At 72.9% G+C, this 14,672-nt stretch carries 17 protein-coding genes; 11 read left to right on the top strand and 6 right to left on the bottom strand.

From position 1 onward, the window contains the following. The first annotated feature begins 33 nt into the window (after nucleotides 1–33). Nucleotides 34–999: a hypothetical protein gene (locus tag FH610_RS04045; RefSeq protein ID WP_139572912.1), complete on the top strand. Its 966-nt coding sequence runs from the start codon at nucleotides 34–36 to the stop codon at nucleotides 997–999. A gap of 66 nt (nucleotides 1,000–1,065) precedes the next feature. Here FH610_RS04045 and FH610_RS04040 read toward each other — a convergent pair whose 3' ends face one another. Both FH610_RS04040 and FH610_RS04035 read right to left on the bottom strand, forming a co-directional pair. Next, nucleotides 1,066–1,320, bottom strand: coding sequence for a TFIIB-type zinc ribbon-containing protein (locus FH610_RS04040; protein ID WP_139572911.1), 255 nt, complete (start codon nucleotides 1,318–1,320; stop codon nucleotides 1,066–1,068). A 19-nt stretch (nucleotides 1,321–1,339) separates the two neighbouring features. Next, nucleotides 1,340–2,185 carry a phosphotransferase family protein gene (locus FH610_RS04035; protein ID WP_139572910.1) on the bottom strand — a complete coding sequence of 282 codons (846 nt, stop codon included), beginning with the start codon at nucleotides 2,183–2,185 and terminating at the stop codon, nucleotides 1,340–1,342. Between the two features lie 22 nt (nucleotides 2,186–2,207). Here FH610_RS04035 and FH610_RS04030 point away from each other — a divergent pair, with 22 nt between their 5' ends. Further along, nucleotides 2,208–3,107, top strand: coding sequence for a TIGR03619 family F420-dependent LLM class oxidoreductase (locus FH610_RS04030; RefSeq protein WP_139572909.1), 900 nt, complete (start codon nucleotides 2,208–2,210; stop codon nucleotides 3,105–3,107). Between the two features lie 46 nt (nucleotides 3,108–3,153). Here the strand turns inward: FH610_RS04030 and FH610_RS04025 are convergent, their stop codons facing one another. Both FH610_RS04025 and FH610_RS04020 read right to left on the bottom strand, forming a co-directional pair. Beyond that, a complete protein-coding gene (locus FH610_RS04025; protein WP_139572908.1) occupies nucleotides 3,154–3,474 on the bottom strand; it encodes a hypothetical protein in 321 nt (106 codons plus the stop codon). A gap of 127 nt (nucleotides 3,475–3,601) precedes the next feature. Continuing rightward, nucleotides 3,602–4,663: an LLM class flavin-dependent oxidoreductase gene (locus FH610_RS04020; RefSeq protein WP_139572907.1), complete on the bottom strand. Its 1,062-nt coding sequence runs from the start codon at nucleotides 4,661–4,663 to the stop codon at nucleotides 3,602–3,604. Between the two features lie 89 nt (nucleotides 4,664–4,752). Here FH610_RS04020 and FH610_RS04015 point away from each other — a divergent pair, with 89 nt between their 5' ends. Both FH610_RS04015 and FH610_RS42700 read left to right on the top strand, forming a co-directional pair. After that, entirely contained in the window at nucleotides 4,753–5,532 is a 780-nt protein-coding gene (locus FH610_RS04015; RefSeq protein ID WP_139572906.1) for an HAD-IIA family hydrolase, read from the top strand. A 43-nt stretch (nucleotides 5,533–5,575) separates the two neighbouring features. Beyond that, nucleotides 5,576–6,211, top strand: a complete 636-nt coding sequence (locus FH610_RS42700; protein WP_161627908.1) for a hypothetical protein — start codon at nucleotides 5,576–5,578, stop codon at nucleotides 6,209–6,211. Between the two features lie 10 nt (nucleotides 6,212–6,221). Here FH610_RS42700 and FH610_RS04005 read toward each other — a convergent pair whose 3' ends face one another. After that, nucleotides 6,222–7,439, bottom strand: coding sequence for a PucR family transcriptional regulator (locus FH610_RS04005; RefSeq protein WP_139572905.1), 1,218 nt, complete (start codon nucleotides 7,437–7,439; stop codon nucleotides 6,222–6,224). Between the two features lie 122 nt (nucleotides 7,440–7,561). Here FH610_RS04005 and FH610_RS04000 point away from each other — a divergent pair, with 122 nt between their 5' ends. From FH610_RS04000 to FH610_RS03970, 7 genes are read left to right on the top strand one after another with little or no spacing between them, the layout of a single operon-like run. Next, nucleotides 7,562–8,128 (top strand): urease subunit gamma, encoded by a 567-nt coding sequence (locus FH610_RS04000; RefSeq protein WP_139572904.1) that lies wholly within the window; start codon nucleotides 7,562–7,564, stop codon nucleotides 8,126–8,128. Then, entirely contained in the window at nucleotides 8,125–9,792 is a 1,668-nt protein-coding gene (locus tag FH610_RS03995) for an urease subunit alpha (protein WP_139572903.1), read from the top strand. Before FH610_RS04000 ends, FH610_RS03995 begins: the two co-directional genes overlap by 4 nt. 18 nt (nucleotides 9,793–9,810) lie before the next feature. After that, entirely contained in the window at nucleotides 9,811–11,100 is a 1,290-nt protein-coding gene (locus FH610_RS03990; RefSeq protein ID WP_139572902.1) for an MFS transporter, read from the top strand. Nucleotides 11,101–11,121: 21 nt separating this feature from the next. After that, complete coding sequence (locus tag FH610_RS03985; protein WP_139572901.1) at nucleotides 11,122–12,756, top strand: amidohydrolase; 1,635 nt, start codon at nucleotides 11,122–11,124, stop codon at nucleotides 12,754–12,756. An 18-nt stretch (nucleotides 12,757–12,774) separates the two neighbouring features. Then, nucleotides 12,775–13,017 (top strand): hypothetical protein, encoded by a 243-nt coding sequence (locus FH610_RS03980; RefSeq protein ID WP_139572900.1) that lies wholly within the window; start codon nucleotides 12,775–12,777, stop codon nucleotides 13,015–13,017. After that, the gene (locus FH610_RS03975; protein ID WP_139572899.1) at nucleotides 13,014–13,469 is read left to right on the top strand and encodes an SRPBCC family protein; all 456 of its coding nucleotides are present in this window, start codon (nucleotides 13,014–13,016) and stop codon (nucleotides 13,467–13,469) included. The genes FH610_RS03980 and FH610_RS03975 overlap by 4 nt, the downstream gene beginning before the upstream one ends. 31 nt (nucleotides 13,470–13,500) lie before the next feature. Then, a complete protein-coding gene (locus FH610_RS03970) occupies nucleotides 13,501–14,127 on the top strand; it encodes a TetR/AcrR family transcriptional regulator (protein ID WP_205825542.1) in 627 nt (208 codons plus the stop codon). Here FH610_RS03970 and arfB read toward each other — a convergent pair. Further along, complete coding sequence (gene arfB, locus FH610_RS03965; RefSeq protein WP_139572897.1) at nucleotides 14,099–14,521, bottom strand: alternative ribosome rescue aminoacyl-tRNA hydrolase ArfB; 423 nt, start codon at nucleotides 14,519–14,521, stop codon at nucleotides 14,099–14,101. The genes FH610_RS03970 and arfB overlap by 29 nt on opposite strands. Nucleotides 14,522–14,672: the final 151 nt, after the last annotated feature.

Genomic DNA, 14,672 nt, shown 5'->3' with positions numbered 1-14,672 from the left:
ACAGCGTCCGCTCACCGGCTGACAGTGTTTCGCGTGATCTCCCCCCGGACCTTCTCACGTACCGTCCCGGCCGGCGCCGTCGCCGTGCTGGCCGCGTCCGTCACGCTCGCGGCCTGCACGGGATCGCCCGGCGGATCGGGAAAGGCCGCCTCCGGCGAGGAGGCGGCGCCGTCCGCCACCGCCTCCGGCCCGCCGGCGTTGACGCCGGAGGCGTACCGGAGCGCCCTCGACGCCGCCGGCCGCCCGGCCCGCACGGCGCTCGCCGCCATCGCCAAAGCGCGGACCTTCCGGTCGCTCCACCAGCGCATCGACCGGGCGGAAAGCGCCCTGGAGTCCGCGCTGGAGCGGCTCGGCGGCCTGCGGCCTCCCGCGGAGGTCGCCCCCGAGCACGCCGACTACGTCGCGGCGCTGCGCGGCCTGAACGGCAGGCTCGGCGCGCTGGACGAGGACGTGACGTCGCACGTCCTGTGCAGCGGGCCGGCCGTGCTGGCCGGGCTCGGCCGGTCGGGCGAGTTCAAAGACTTCAGGGCTTCCGCGGGCGACCTCGCGAAGGCCGGAGACTACCCGGTGGTCCAGATCAAGCCGCCGGCCCGGCGCGCCCGCCGCCTCGGCAACGGCGCGACGCTGCTCTCGGCGATCCGCGGCGGCCGGGGCAGCCTGACCGTGAAGAACGGCGGCACGCAGGACGGCGTCGTGACCCTCGTGCGCGGAGGGCGCAAGGCGGTCAGCTTCTACGTGCGCAAGCGGTCGACCGCGAAGGTCGCGAACATCAAGGACGGCACCTACCGCGTCTACTTCACCACCGGCGTGGACTACGACAGGGGCACCCGTGCCTTCACCAGGAACTGCGGCTTCTCCAAGTTCGACGACGCGCTGAAATTCCAGACCGTCTACGCCGGGTACAGCGTGAGGTGGAGCGACTGGACGCTCACCCTCGACGCCGTGTTCGGCGGGAACGCCACCACGAGCGAGGTGGACCCGGACGCGTTCCCGGGATGACCGGACACGCGGAGGCCGCGGCCCGGATCCGGGCCGCGGCCTCCGTTCGAAGCCTTCGTGCGGGGGTCAGCTGGAGAACAGCATGCCGATCCAGCTGTTGTGCCCACGGTGGTGGCCGCCGTGGTGACCGCCCCAGGCGGGCCCTCCGTGCGCCGGCGGCGGCGGAGCGTACTGGTGCTGGGCCCACTGCGACTCCATGCGGGTCAGCGTCTCCAGCTCGCCGTAGTCAAGGAAGATCCCCCGGCAGTTGTCGCACTGCTCGATGTGGACCCCGTTGCGGTCGAACGTCCGCATCCGTCCACGGCACTTGGGGCACTCCATGTGACGAACTCTCCCTCGGTCAGGTCTCGGCCTCCGTGGCCGCGACGATCCTCCCACAGGCGGACACCAGGGCCTCGGCGGCGTCGTCGGGCGGTTCCCCCGCTCGCGCCGCCGTGGCCACCGCCGTCGCGGCCAGTTGGACGGTCAACGCCCGGGCCGGCGCGTCGAGTTCCCGCCACGGGTCGTCCGCGGAGACGGCGGTCCCGCCCGCCGCGAGGTAGGCGGTCAGGAAGCGCTCCCAGTCCCGCGGGTCGAGCAGGCCGGCGGCGTACCACGCGGCCGGGCGGGCCAGGTCCCACGCGGGGTCGCCCGCGCCCAGGTCGTCGGGGTCGATCAGCAGCCACACGCCGTCGTGGCGGACGATCTGGCCGAGGTGCCAGTCGCCGTGCGTCAGCGCGCCGCCCGCACGCACCGGCGGCAGCGTCGCGTACGCCGCCCGGATGGGCGCGGCGACCGGGTCCGGGACACCGGCCGCCGCCAGCTCGGCCATGGCCCTGGGCAGCCGTGACGGTCCCCCGGCTGGCGGCAGCTCCGGGGGTGCCGGCCGGGAGTGCAGCAGGGCGAGCAGCCGGCCGCCCTCCTCCCACGGGGTGGTCCCCGCGTCGACGTCGGCGATGGTCAGCGCGTCGCCGGCGGGCCAGATCGTGACGAGCCTGCCGTCCAGCCGTTCGAGGCCGAGAGGGGCCAGCATGACGCCGGGCAGGTTCCCGGCGGCGTCGAGGCGGGCACGCAGGGCGCGTTCGTCGGTGTCCGGGGGGTGCGCCTTGACGACGACGTCGCCGGCCCGGACCACGAGCACGCGGGTCTGCTTGAGCACCGTCACCGGCCCGTCGCGGCGCGCCAGCCGCGCCAGTTCCTCGATCACGGGGACACCCTAAAGTGCCCTTATGAGGATTGGGTTTTCCGTGCCGGTGTCGGGCTCGTGGGCGACGCCGGAGAACATGAGGCGGATCGCGCGCCGCGCGGACGAACTCGGCTACCACGGGGTGTGGACGTTCCAGCGCCTGCTCTATCCGGTCGGCAACCCGATGGGGCCGGTCTACCGGAGCGTGCACGACCCCGTCGTCGCGCTCGCCTACCTGGCGGGCGTCACGGAGCGGGTACGGCTCGGCGTGGCCGTGCTCAACCTGCCCTTCGTCTCCCCGGTCCTGATGGCCAAGCAGCTCGCCTCCCTGCAGGAGGTGTCCGGCGGCCGGCTCGACGTGGGCCTGGGGCTCGGCTGGCTGCCCGAGGAGTTCGCGGCGTCGGGCGTGCCGATGGAGCGGCGGGGCAGGCGCGGCGAGGAGTACGTCGGCCTGCTGCGGCGGCTGTGGACCGAGGACGTCGTCGAGCACAAGGGCGAGTTCTACGAGGTGCCGCGCTCGCACCAGGACCCCAAGCCGGCCACGCCGCCGCCGGTGATGCTCGGCGGCACGGCCCGGGTGGCGCTGGAGCGGGCCGGGCGGATCGCCGACGGCTGGATCAGCTCCAGCCGCGCCGACCTGGACACGATCGACCAGCAGATCGCCATCGTGAAGGAGGCGGCCCGGAGGGCGGGCCGCGACCCCGGCGCGCTGCGGTTCGTCGTCCGCGGCGTCACCCGCGTCCGCCCGTCCGAGGAGGGCCCGCTGACCGGGTCGTACGACAAGATCCGGCGGGACGTCGAGGCGCTCGAGGCCAAGGGCGTGACCGAGGTCTTCCACGACCTCAACTTCGACCCGGAGATCGGCAACCCCGAGGCCGACCCCCGCGACTCCATGCGCCGGGCGGAAGAGGCACTCGAAGCCCTCGCTCCCGCGGGGCGCTGACGTCCTGGGCGGACGCCCGCTCAGGCGGGCGTCCGCGAAGCGAACCTCAGGAGCAGTTCCACCTGATGCCCTGGTAGTTCAGCCCGTTGCCCCACTTGTACGTCCGGTAGTGACCAGGGCGGACGATGTAGCAGGGGCTGTCGGGCCCCACGCGCCGGACGGAGAAGGAGACGGTGTAGCCGCAGTTGTTGGTCACCTTCACCGTCTGGGTGACGTAGCCGGACGAGTGGTTGACGCGTGCGCAGCTCGCGGCGCTCACGGACGCCGGGGCGGCGGACGCGGCGCCGGCCTGAGCGGCGGCGGCTGCGGTCAGCAGCGCCGCCGCGGACAGGGTCAGGACGCCGTTGCGGATCCCCCGTAGGATCATGGTCCTTCCTTTCGCCGGATAACCCCGGAAGGGCCCCTCCCCTCCGGTCTCCGTCGTGTTGGATGACCGTCGGTCCGCCGATGTTCGCGGTCTCCGCGATTTTTCCCGCAACCGCTTCCGCCGGGGATCAGGGGATCATGCCGTACGCGCGGGCGATCAGCTCGTAGGAGCGCAGGCGCGCTCCGCCGCCGTGGACCTGCGTGGTGATCATCAGTTCGTCGGCCCCGGTGCGCTTGCGCAGCTCCTCCAGCCCGTCCCGCACGGTCTGCGGGTCGCCGTGGACCACCGTCGACAGCCGTTCGCGGACGAACTCCCGCTCCATCGGGGTGTACGGGTACGCCTCCGCCTCCTCGGGAGTGGGCGTACGGCCGGGCCGCCCGTGCCGCAGGCGCAGCCATGACAGCGCGCCCGGCATGGTCTGGCGCAGCGCCTCCTCGTCGGTGTCGGCCGCGACGGCCGCCACCCCGATCAGCGCGTACGGCCGGTCGAGCACCTCCGAGGGCCGGAACGAGGAGCGGTAGAGGTCGAGCGCGGGCTCGGTGTTGCCGGCGCTGAAGTGGTGGGCGAAGGCGAACGGCAGCCCGAGCAGCCCGGCCAGCCTGGCGCTGAACCCGCTGGAGCCGAGCAGCCAGATCGGCGGGCGGCCCGTGGCCGCCGAGTCGGCACCGCCCGGCACGGCCCGGATCTTCTCGTACGGATGGCCGGGCGGGAAGGAGCCGTCGAGGAAGCCGGTCAGCTCGGCCACCTGCTGGGGGAACTCGTCGGGGTCCACCTCGGCCGAGCGGCGCAGGGCGTTCGCCGTGGCCATGTCGGTGCCGGGGGCGCGGCCGAGGCCGAGGTCGATGCGGCCGGGGTGCAGCGCGTGCAGCGTGCCGAACTGCTCGGCGATCACCAGCGGGGCGTGGTTGGGCAGCATCACGCCGCCCGAGCCGATCCGGATCGACCTGGTCGCCGCCGCGAGGTGCGCGATGAGCACGGCCGGAGAGGAGCTGGCCACTCCGGGCATTCCGTGGTGCTCGGCGACCCAGATGCGGTGGTAGCCCCACTCCTCGGCCCGGCGGGCCAGTTCGGTGGCGTCGCGCAGCGCCTCGGAGGGCGTGAAGCCCTCGCCGACGGTCGCGAGCTCCAGGATCGACAGTGGCGCCTCGGCCGTCCCGCGCGGCACCCCGCGGATGTTGTCCTCGCTCATGCCACCCCTAACCTGAGGTCGCATCCGGATATTTCCGGACGCGGTGAGGGATGTGCTTCGCTGCACCGTCACCTGCCATGCTTGGACACATGAGCGAGCGAAAGCCCATCGAGTCGTGGCTGTCCGACATGGACGGGGTGCTGGTCCACGAGGGGCAGCCGGTGCCGGGTGCCGACGAGTTCATCAGGCGGCTGAAGGAGTCGGGGAAGCGGTTCCTCGTCCTGACGAACAACTCGATCTACACCCCCCGCGACCTGTCCGTACGGTTGCGCGCGGCCGGGCTGGAGGTGCCGCCCGAGGCGATCTGGACCTCCGCGCTGGCCACCGCCAAGTTCCTCGCCGACCAGCGGCCCGAGGGCTCGGCGTACGTGATCGGCGAGGCGGGGCTGACCACGGCCCTGCACGAGGTCGGCTACGTGCTGACCGACCTCGACCCCGACTACGTGGTGCTGGGCGAGACCCGCACCTACAGCTTCACGTCGATAACGCGGGCGATCCGGCTGATCGACAACGGCGCCCGCTTCATCGCGACCAATCCCGACCCCATCGGCCCCTCGACCGAGGGCTCGCTGCCGGCCTGCGGCGCGGTGGCCGCGATGATAACCAAGGCGACCGGAGTGGAGCCGTACTTCGTCGGCAAGCCCAACCCGATGATGATGCGCAGTGCCCTCAATCGGATCGACGCGCACAGCGAGACCACCGCGATGATCGGCGACCGCATGGACACCGACGTCGTCTGCGGCATCGAGGCCGGCCTGCACACGATCCTGGTGCTCACCGGCGTCACGCAGAAGGACCAGATCGACCGGTATCCGTTCCGGCCCACGCAGGTGGTCAACTCCGTGGCCGACCTCATCGAGCTGGTCTGAAACCTGACGTGGTCTGTCACGTACAGGTGGCATGCTGGCCGGCATGAACCATCGCGTCTACCTGGAAATCGGCCCGAAGAAGGTCTTCGCCTGCTCGATCGACTGGCCGGGCTGGTGCCGCATCGGCAGGACGGAGGAGGCCGCGCTCGACACGCTCGTGGACTACACGCCGCGCTTCCGGGTGATCGCCGAGCGGGCGGGGCTGGAGTTCGCGCCGGGGGACCCGGCGGTCGTCGAGCGGGTCAAGGGCGACAGCACGACGGACTTCGGCGCGATCTCCGCCATTCCGGACTTCGACCGGGAGCCGGTGGAGGCGCCGGAGGCCGCGCGTGCGGCCGCCCTCGCCCGCGCGGCCTGGGCGGTGTTCGCCGAGGCGGCCGCGGCCTCCCCTGAGGAGCTGCGCAAGGGTCCCAGGGGCGGTGGCAGGGACAGGGACAAGATGGTCTCCCACGTCGTGGAGGCCGAGCGCGCGTACGCCCGGAAGATCGGCGTGCGGCACAAGCCCTTCAAGGACGAGGCCGGCCTGACCGCCATGCGCGAGGACATCGCGCGGGTGCTCGAGCGGCCCGCGGAGGCCTTTCCTCCCGGCGGTGAGGGCTGGCCCGTCCGGTATGCCGCCCGCCGCATCATCTGGCACGTGGTCGACCACGTCTGGGAGATGGAAGACCGCAGGCTCTAGGACGGCGCGTCTAGGGGAGGGCGCCGGCGGCGCGCAGCGCGAGGGCGACGACGGCGGCGTCCTCGGGGACGCGCACGTCCCGGCCGGTGAGCTCGCGGAAGCGCGCGAAGCGGTGCTGCACGGTGTTGCGATGGCAGTACAGGGCCGCGGCCGTGTCGGCGACCGAGCCCGAGCCGCCCAGGTGTATCCGCACGGTCTCCAGCAGCCGTTCGCCCTCCGACCCGCCCAGGGCGGACAGCGGGCCGAGCACCTGGTGCGCGAGCTCGGCCGCCAGCTCCCTGCTGCCGCCGACGAAGACGTCCAGCCAGGCGTCCTCCAGCCGCCGCGGCCCCGCACCGGCCCGGGACGCCCCCGCGGCCGCCGAGGCCAGCCGTACGGCGCGGGAAACCTCCGACAGGCCGGTGACGACGGGGGAGACCCCGCAGCGCACCCCCGCGAGCGCGGCGAGGACCGACCGCGGCGGATCGGCGGTCCGGGCCGGCGGCTGCACGATCAGCACGTCGCCGGTCGGCGACTCGTGCCGATAGCAGTGCACTGTCCTCCCGGCCGTGCTCCCGGCCGTGCTCCCGGCCGTGCTCCCGGCCATGCTCCCGGCCATTGCGGCCTCCGCCGCGCGCAGCGCCGCCCCCTCCCCGGGATGGGCGACCACGGCGAGGAGCGGCTGCGACGGGTCGAACCCGAGGACCCGGCCGGCGTCGCGCACCACGTCGGGATTGCGGCCCTGGTTGTCCATGAGCCGGGTGAACCAGGCCCTGCGCTGGTCCTCCCGCTGCCGTCCCATCTCCAGCACCGCCCGCTGGTAGCCCGTCATCAGCCCGGTCACGTGCTGCTCCACCGCCTCCCAGACCAGGTGGGCCCCGGCGATCAGGCCGGGCAGCGCCTCCGGCGTCACCCGCGCGTTCATCGCCTGCCAGAGCACCCGGGCGTCCAGCCGCGCGGCGGCCAGCAGTGACTCCAGCGGCACCCCCTGCCCGGCCCTGCGCTCCCCGACGCGCTCGGACAGCCCGGCCATGCCGGGGGAGACCGATCCCGTGGCGATGTGCCGCAGCAGCATGTCCAGCCCGGTCAGCGCCGTGCCCCGCAGTTCGTCCCGGGAGACGGGCGGGTCGGGCGACCCGTACGGGTCGACGAGCTCGACCTGGGCCAGCCACCCCTCGACGATGTCGTCGATGTCGTCGAGGCAGCGCAACGCGAGCTCGGTGACCGGGGCCGGAGGGGGAGTGTTCACCTGCACAATGTAGCCGCCGATTTCCGCGACGGAATGCCGTTGGGAAGGCCCCTGGCCTGCGCCTACGGTTGACTCGCCCGTAAGGACGGGTCATTGGGCGGAGACGAAAGCGAGGGCGGACTGTGCACCTGACGCCTCGCGAGCAGGAGCGGCTCACCCTCTTCACGGTCGCGGAACTGGCGCGGCGGCGCCGGGCCCGGGGCCGGCGGCTGAACGCCCCCGAGGCCATCGCCCTGCTCTGCGACGAGATCCTCGAACAGGCCTGGGACGGCGCGTCCCTGGAGGAGGTCGTGGCGGCGGCGCGGTCGCTGCTCACCGCGGACGACGTGATGGAGGGCGTGCCCGACCTGGTGCCGCAGGTGCAGGTCGAGGCGCTGTTCCCCAACGGCACGGCCCTGGTCTGCGTCGACACCCCCTTCGGCGTGGGGGACGGGCGCGGCCCCGGCGCGGTGGAGACCGCCGACGGGGAGCTGAGCCTCAACGCGGGGCGCGACCGGGGGCGGATCACCGTGCGCAACGAGGGCGAGCAGACCGTCTACGTCTCCTCGCACTTCCCGCTCGACCAGGTCAACCCCGCCCTGTCCTTCGACCGGGCGCAGGCGGAGGGCATGCGCCTGGACATCCCGGCGGGCACGGCGCTCGCCTTCCCTCCCGGAGTGGAGCGGCTCGTGGAGGTGGTGAAGGCGTGACGACCATCCCGAGGGAGACCTACGCGAGGATCTACGGCCCGACCACGGGCGACCGCGTACGGCTCGGCGACACCTGCCTGTGGATCGAGGTCGAGCACGACGACACGCCGTATGGCGACGAGTTGCTGGGCGGATGCGGCAAGACGCTGCGGGACGGGCTGCTGGCCTCCCCGCGTGCCGACAGGGAGTCGGCGCTCGACCTGGTCGTCACCAACGTCGTGCTGCTCGACGCGGTTCTCGGTGTGCGCAAGACGGCCATCGGTGTCAAGGACGGCCGGGTTGTCAGCATCGGCGGCGGGGACTTCGCGATCGACTCGCACACCGCGATCGTCACCGGCGAGGGCCTCATCGCGACGCCGGGCGTCATCGACTCGCACGTGCACCTGTCCTCGCCCGAGATCGCCCCGGCGGCGCTCGCCTCCGGCGTGACGACCGTCGTGGGCATGGGCCTCGGCGGCGTCTGGGACGTGGGCTGCAATCCCGCGCACAACCTGCACACGCTGATGAGCGCGTGGCGGGGCACCCCGATGAACGTCGCCTTCCTCGCCCGCGGCTCCTCCAGCTCGACGAGGCTGCTGGAGGAGGCCGTGCTCGCCGGCGCCGGGGGTTTCAAGATCCATGAGGACTTCGGCGCGACCCCCCGGATCGTGGACACCTGTCTCGGGGTCGCCGAGCAGGCGGATCTGCCGGTGGCGCTGCACACCGACTCGATGAACGAGTCGGGCTACCTGGCCGACACGATCGCCGCCACCCGGGGCCGCACGGTGCACGCCTACCACGTGGAGGGCGGCGGCGGCCACCCCGACCTGCTCCAGATCCTCTCCGAGCCGCACATCCTGCCGTCGTCCACGACGCCGACCATCCCCTACACCACCAACACGGTCGGCGAGCTGTTCCCGATGACGATGACCGTCCACCGGCAGAACCACCACATCGGCAGCGACGTCGAGGTGACCCGGAGCCGGATCAGGGCGCACGCCATCGCGGCCGAGAACGCGCTGCACGACCTCGGCGCCATCAGCATCGTCAACTCCGACTCGATGGGCATGGGACGGATCGCCGAGACGATCCGCAGGACCTGGCAGCTCGCCCACCTGCAGGCACTGCGCGCGGGGGCCGGCCAACCGGACACCGCGCGGCCCGGCAACGCCCGGGTGCTGCGCTACCTGGCCAAGCTCACACTCAACCCCGCCGTCGCCCATGGGATCGCGCACGAGGTCGGCACCCTCCAGCCGGGGCGGCTGGCCGACATCGTGCTGTGGAACCCGGCGTGGTTCGGCACCAAGCCCGAACTCGTGATCAAAGCCGGCTTCGTCGCCTGGGGCGTGTCCGGCAGCGGCTCGGGCTCGACCCGGCTGACCCAGCCCCGCATCTACCGCCCGTACTTCGGCGGGCTCGGCGACGCGCCGGCCCGCCTGTCGCGGATCTTCGTCGCCCACGAGGCGCTGGACTCCGCGGACGCCCGTGAGGCGCTGCCCGCGGGCCTGCGTTACGCGGCCATCCGCCGCGCGCGTGGCCTGACCAGGGCCGACATGTGCCGCAACACGGCGACCCCGCGGGTCGAGGTCTCCAGGGAGCCCGGTCCCGTCCTGGTGGACGGGGCCGAGGTCCACGTGGACCCCGCCACCGAGGTGCCCCTGTCCCGACTGCATCACTTCGCCTAGTCCCCCTGGTGATACGCATTGAGTACGAGCAAGGCCCGCGGCGCGGGCATCGCCTCCTTCGTCGGCACCTCCATCGAGTGGTACGACTTCTACATCTACGGAACCGCCTCGGCGCTGGTGTTCGGCAAGCTGTTCTTCCCTGAGGCCAGCCCCACGGCGGGCGTCATGGCGTCCTTCGCCACGTTCTGGGTCGGGTTCCTGGCCCGTCCTCTCGGCGGTGTGGTCTTCGGCCACCTCGGCGACCGCATCGGCCGCAAGGGCACACTCATCACCACGCTGCTCCTCATGGGCGGCGCGACGACCCTGGTGGGCGTGCTGCCCACGTACGCGTCCGTCGGCATGGCCGCGCCCGTGCTGCTGGCCGTGCTCCGGCTGGTGCAGGGCATCGCGGTGGGCGGCGAGTGGGGCGGCGCCGTGCTGATCGCCGCCGAGCACGCCGGGCCCAAGCGCATCTTCTACGCGGCGTTCGCCCAGCAGGGCTCGCCCGCGGGATCGATCCTCGCCACCGGCATGTTCGCGCTGGTCAACCTGCTGCCCGACGACGCGTTCCTGTCGTACGGCTGGCGCATCCCGTTCCTCGCCTCCGCCGTCCTGCTCGTGATCGGGCTGGTCATCCGGCTGCGGGTGGAGGAGTCGCCGGAGTTCGTGCGGATGCGCGAGCAGCGGGAGGTCGCCAAGCTCCCCGTCGCCGAGGTCTTCCGCACGGCCTGGCCGCTGGTGCTGCTCGGCATCGGCGCGAGCGGCGTCGGCATCGCGTCGGCCTACTTCACCAACACCTTCATCCTGTCGTGGGCCACCACCGACCTCGGCATCACGAAGGGCACGATGCTGAACGTGCTGCTCGTCGTGTCGGTCGTGCAGTTCGTCACGCAGCCCGTGGGGGCCGTGCTCGGCCAGCGCTGGGGAGCCGCGAAGTTCATGCTGGCGGCGTTCACGGTGCTGATCGTCATGACGCCGGTGACGTTCCTGCTGGTCGGCACCGGTTCCGCGCCGCTGGCCACGCTGGGCCTCGCCCTGAGCATCGTGTTCGGCGGCGCGTCGTACGCGGCGCTGGCGGGCTTCCTCGCGGAGGTGTTCCCGGCCAGGGTGCGCTACACCGGCATCTCGCTGTCCTACCAGTTGTGCGGCGCGCTGATCGGCGGCACCACCCCGCTCGTCGCGCAGGCGCTGCTGACCTGGTCGGGGACGATCTGGCTCGTCGTGGCGCAGTACATCGTGATCATCCTGCTGACGATGGCGTGCGTCGCCGGCCTGCGGCACCGCTCCGCCGTCGCGGCGAAGGCCCGGCCCGTCACCACGGCCGCCTGAGCTAGCTCGAAGGGAAGCACCATGCGTCTGGACGTCCTGTTCGTCAACGGCCGGTTCACCACGCTGGACCCCGGTCGGCCCGCCGCGACCCGGCTCGGCGTGTTCGCCGGCCGCATCGCGGGGCTGGACGAGGACCTGGACGGGCTCACCGCCGAGGCCGTCGTCGACCTGGGCGGGGCGCCGGTGGTGCCGGGGTTCAACGACGCCCACCATCATCTGAGCATGCGGGGCCAGCGGCTGCGCGAGCTGAACCTGCGCGACGGCCAGGTGCGGACGCTCGAGGAGCTGTACGCGAAGGTCGCCGAGCGCGCCGCGGGCCTGCCGCAGGACGCGTGGGTCAAGGGAGCGGGCTACGACCAGAACAAGCTGGGCGGGCTGCACCCGAGCCGCGAGGCGCTCGACCGGGCGGCCGGGGGCCGGCCCGTCTGGCTGCAGCACGTCTCCGGCCACATGGGCGTCGCGAACACGGCGGCGTTCGCCCGCATGGGCTTCGACCGCGTCGAGGACGTGCCGGACGTCGCCGGCGGCACGGTCGGGCGGGACGCCGACGGCCGGCCCGACGGGCTGCTCGCCGAACAGGCCCAGGGCCTGGCGGACGCCGTGCTGCGCCCGGTGCCGTTCGAGGACTTCGTCGAGGGCATCGCGCTGGCCGGCCGGGTGGCGGCCGGTGAGGGCCTGACCAGCTTCACCGAGCCGGGCATCGGACGCGGTCTGGCCGGCAACGGCGCCTGGGACCTCGCCGCCTTCCAGGAGGCGGTGCGGCGGGGCGTGCTGCCGCAGCGGGCCACGCTGATGCCCGGCTCGCCCAACCTCCATGACATCGGCGACGGCTGGTTCGGGCTCGACCTCGGGTTCCGCACCGGCATCGGCGACGAGCGGCTGCGGATCGGGCCGGTCAAGCTGTTCTCCGACGGCTCGCTCATCGGCCGCACCGCCGCCATGTGCTGCGACTACGAGGGGGAGCCGGGCAACCGGGGACTGCTGCAGCAGGACGCCGAGGCGCTGCGCGCCTTCATCCTGCGGGCGCACGCCGCGGGCTGGCAGATCGCCACCCACGCCATCGGCGACCACGCGGTCGACGTGGTCCTCGACGCCTACGAGGAGGCGCAGGCGCGCGATCCCCGGCCCGACGCCCGCCACCGCATCGAGCACTGCGCGGTGACCGGCGACGCCCAGGTGGCGAGGATCGCCAGGCTCGGCGTCATCCCGGTGCCGCAGGGCCGGTTCGTCTCCGAGCTCGGCGACGGCATGCTCGCCGCCCTCGGCCCCGAGCGCTCCCTCGGCTGCTACCGGCAGAGGTCGTTCCTGGAGGCCGGCATCGTGGTCCCGGGCAGCTCCGACTGCCCAGTGGCCGACGGCGCCCCGCTGCTCGGCATCCACGACCTGGTCAACCGCCGTACGGCGAGCGGCGTGCCGTTCACCCCCACCGAGTCCCTCACCGTGGAGCAGGCGCTGCGCGCGTACACGATCGGCTCGGCGTACGCCGCGGGGGAGGAGCGGCACAAGGGCACGCTGTCGCGCGGCAAGCTGGCCGACTTCGTCGTCCTGGGAGACGACCTGTTCGCGGTCGCCCCCGAGCGGATCAAGGACGTGGCCGTGCTCGCCACGGTCGTCGGCGGCGCCCTCGTCTTCGACGCGGCAGGGCTGTCCGCATAGGAGTGGTACCTTGTTACCATGGTAACAGTGCAGCGGGCGCAGACCGGCCTTCGTGTCGAGCGCAACACGTTGAAGGTCCTCAAGGGCCTGGCCGAATACCTGGACATGTCCCTCGGCGACCTCGTGGAGGGAATCGTCCTGCACGCCTTCGAGGGCAAGGCGCCGTTCGGGCCGGAGACCCTCGCGAAGATCGGGCAGCTCAAGGAGATCTACGGGCTGACGCTCACGGCCGCCGACGCCCACCGGCTGGAGGAGAGGTGAGCGCCGGGCCGCGGCGCCGCCGCCTCACCGGCGGTCTCCGGGTCGCGCTCGCGCCCGCCGAGGCGTTCCGGCTGTTCACCCCGTACGGCGAACGGGACTGGGTGGAGGGATGGGAGCCGCGGTTCCCGGAACGGGTCACGGACGACACGGCGCCCGGCACGGTCTTCCAGACCCATGCGGACGGCGCGACCACCACGTGGATCGTCCTGCACCGCGAGCCCGGCCGGTCGGTCTCCTACGCCCGCGTGCGCGAGGGGGTCCACGCCGGCACTGTCGGCGTCACGCTCGCTCGGGCGGAGCGCGGGCACAGCGACGTGACGGTCACCTACGACCTCACCCCGCTCACCGCCGCGGCCGAGGCCGATCTGGCCGCCTTCGCCGCCGGCTACCCGGCGTTCCTGCGCTCCTGGGAGGACGCCATCGCCGCCCATCTCGGCAAAATGGACCAGTAAGCCCAGAAAAGTCGGTCCGAAGGAGGTCGCGGTGCGGACGCTGACCACGAAGGGGGCCGCCACGCGGCAGCGGATCGTCGAGGGCGCGGCCGAGACGATCCGCGAGCGCGGGGTGATGGACACCACCCTCGACGACGTGCGCGCCCGTACACGCACCAGCAAGAGCCAGCTGTTCCACTACTTTCCCGGCGGCAAGGAGGAGCTGCTGCTGGCCGTGGCCCGTTTCGAAGCCGACCGGGTGCTCGCCGACCAGCAGCCCTACCTCGGCGAGCTCACCTCGTGGGCGGCCTGGCGGGCCTGGCGCGACCGCGTGGTGGAGCGCTACCGCGAGCAGGGGCGGCAGTGCCCGCTCAACGTGGTGATGTCGCAGGTGGGCCACAGCACGCCGGGCGCCCAGGCCGTGGTGACCGAGCTGATGCTCCGGTGGGAGGCGGAGATCGCGGCCGGCGTGCGGCACATGCAGGCCGCGGGCGAGATCGACCCGGCCATCGATCCCGTGCAGGCGGCGGCCGCGCTGCTCGCGGGCATCCAGGGCGGCGTGCTGCTCCATCTGTCCACCGGCCGGGTCACCCACCTGGAGGCGGCGCTGGACATGGGCATCCGGCACCTGCGCGAGAGCGCGTCGCGGCTCAGTCCTCCGTACGACGCAGACGCTTGAGGTCGGAGCGCTGTCTCTTGGCCGCCAGGCGGCGCTCGACGGCGCCCTTCGACGGCTTGGTGGGACGGCGCCGCTTGGGCGGCGGCGCGATCGCGTCGCGGAGGAGGGCGGCGAGCCGTTCCCGCGCCGCCTCCCGGTTGCGCAGCTGCGAGCGCTGCTCCGAGGCCGCCACCGTGATCACGCCGTCCACGACGCGGGCGGCGAGCCGTTCGAGCGCGCGGGCCCTGAGCGCCGGGCCGAGGGCGGTGGTGTGCGCGAGGTCGAAGCTCAGCTCGACCCGGCTGTCGGTGGTGTTGACGCCCTGGCCACCCGGGCCGGACGAGCGGGAGAAGCGCCAGGCGAGCTCCGCCTCGGGCACGACGATCGAGCCGCGCACGTGCAACGGGCCTGACATCGGTTCTCTCCCTTTCTCTCCTCTGGCGTACGGACGGGACGACCAACTTATCGGGGTGAATATCACCGCCGCTCTCCATTTATCACCGTAAACGCGGCTGCGGGTTGTCGCGGTCCATCGCGTCGTGCACAGTGGCCCCCGTACTCCAGGC

This window comes from Microbispora catharanthi, from assembly GCF_006334915.2.
GTDB lineage: Bacteria > Actinomycetota > Actinomycetes > Streptosporangiales > Streptosporangiaceae > Microbispora > Microbispora catharanthi.
Note: the sequence above shows the minus strand (reverse complement) of the source record. Positions and strands in the feature narration are given on the sequence as shown.

Excerpts from the sequence above, each read along its gene's own strand:
- FH610_RS04040 (WP_139572911.1), bottom strand. The coding sequence starts at position 1,320 with ATGGAGTGCCCCAAGTGCCGTGGACGGATGCGGACGTTCGACCGCAAC.
- FH610_RS04030 (WP_139572909.1), top strand. The coding sequence starts at position 2,208 with ATGAGGATTGGGTTTTCCGTGCCGGTGTCGGGCTCGTGGGCGACGCCG.
- FH610_RS04025 (WP_139572908.1), bottom strand. The coding sequence starts at position 3,474 with ATGATCCTACGGGGGATCCGCAACGGCGTCCTGACCCTGTCCGCGGCG.
- FH610_RS04020 (WP_139572907.1), bottom strand. The coding sequence starts at position 4,663 with ATGAGCGAGGACAACATCCGCGGGGTGCCGCGCGGGACGGCCGAGGCG.
- FH610_RS04015 (WP_139572906.1), top strand. The coding sequence starts at position 4,753 with ATGAGCGAGCGAAAGCCCATCGAGTCGTGGCTGTCCGACATGGACGGG.
- FH610_RS42700 (WP_161627908.1), top strand. The coding sequence starts at position 5,576 with ATGAACCATCGCGTCTACCTGGAAATCGGCCCGAAGAAGGTCTTCGCC.
- FH610_RS03985 (WP_139572901.1), top strand. The coding sequence starts at position 11,122 with ATGCGTCTGGACGTCCTGTTCGTCAACGGCCGGTTCACCACGCTGGAC.
- FH610_RS03980 (WP_139572900.1), top strand. The coding sequence starts at position 12,775 with ATGGTAACAGTGCAGCGGGCGCAGACCGGCCTTCGTGTCGAGCGCAAC.
- arfB (WP_139572897.1), bottom strand. The coding sequence starts at position 14,521 with ATGTCAGGCCCGTTGCACGTGCGCGGCTCGATCGTCGTGCCCGAGGCG.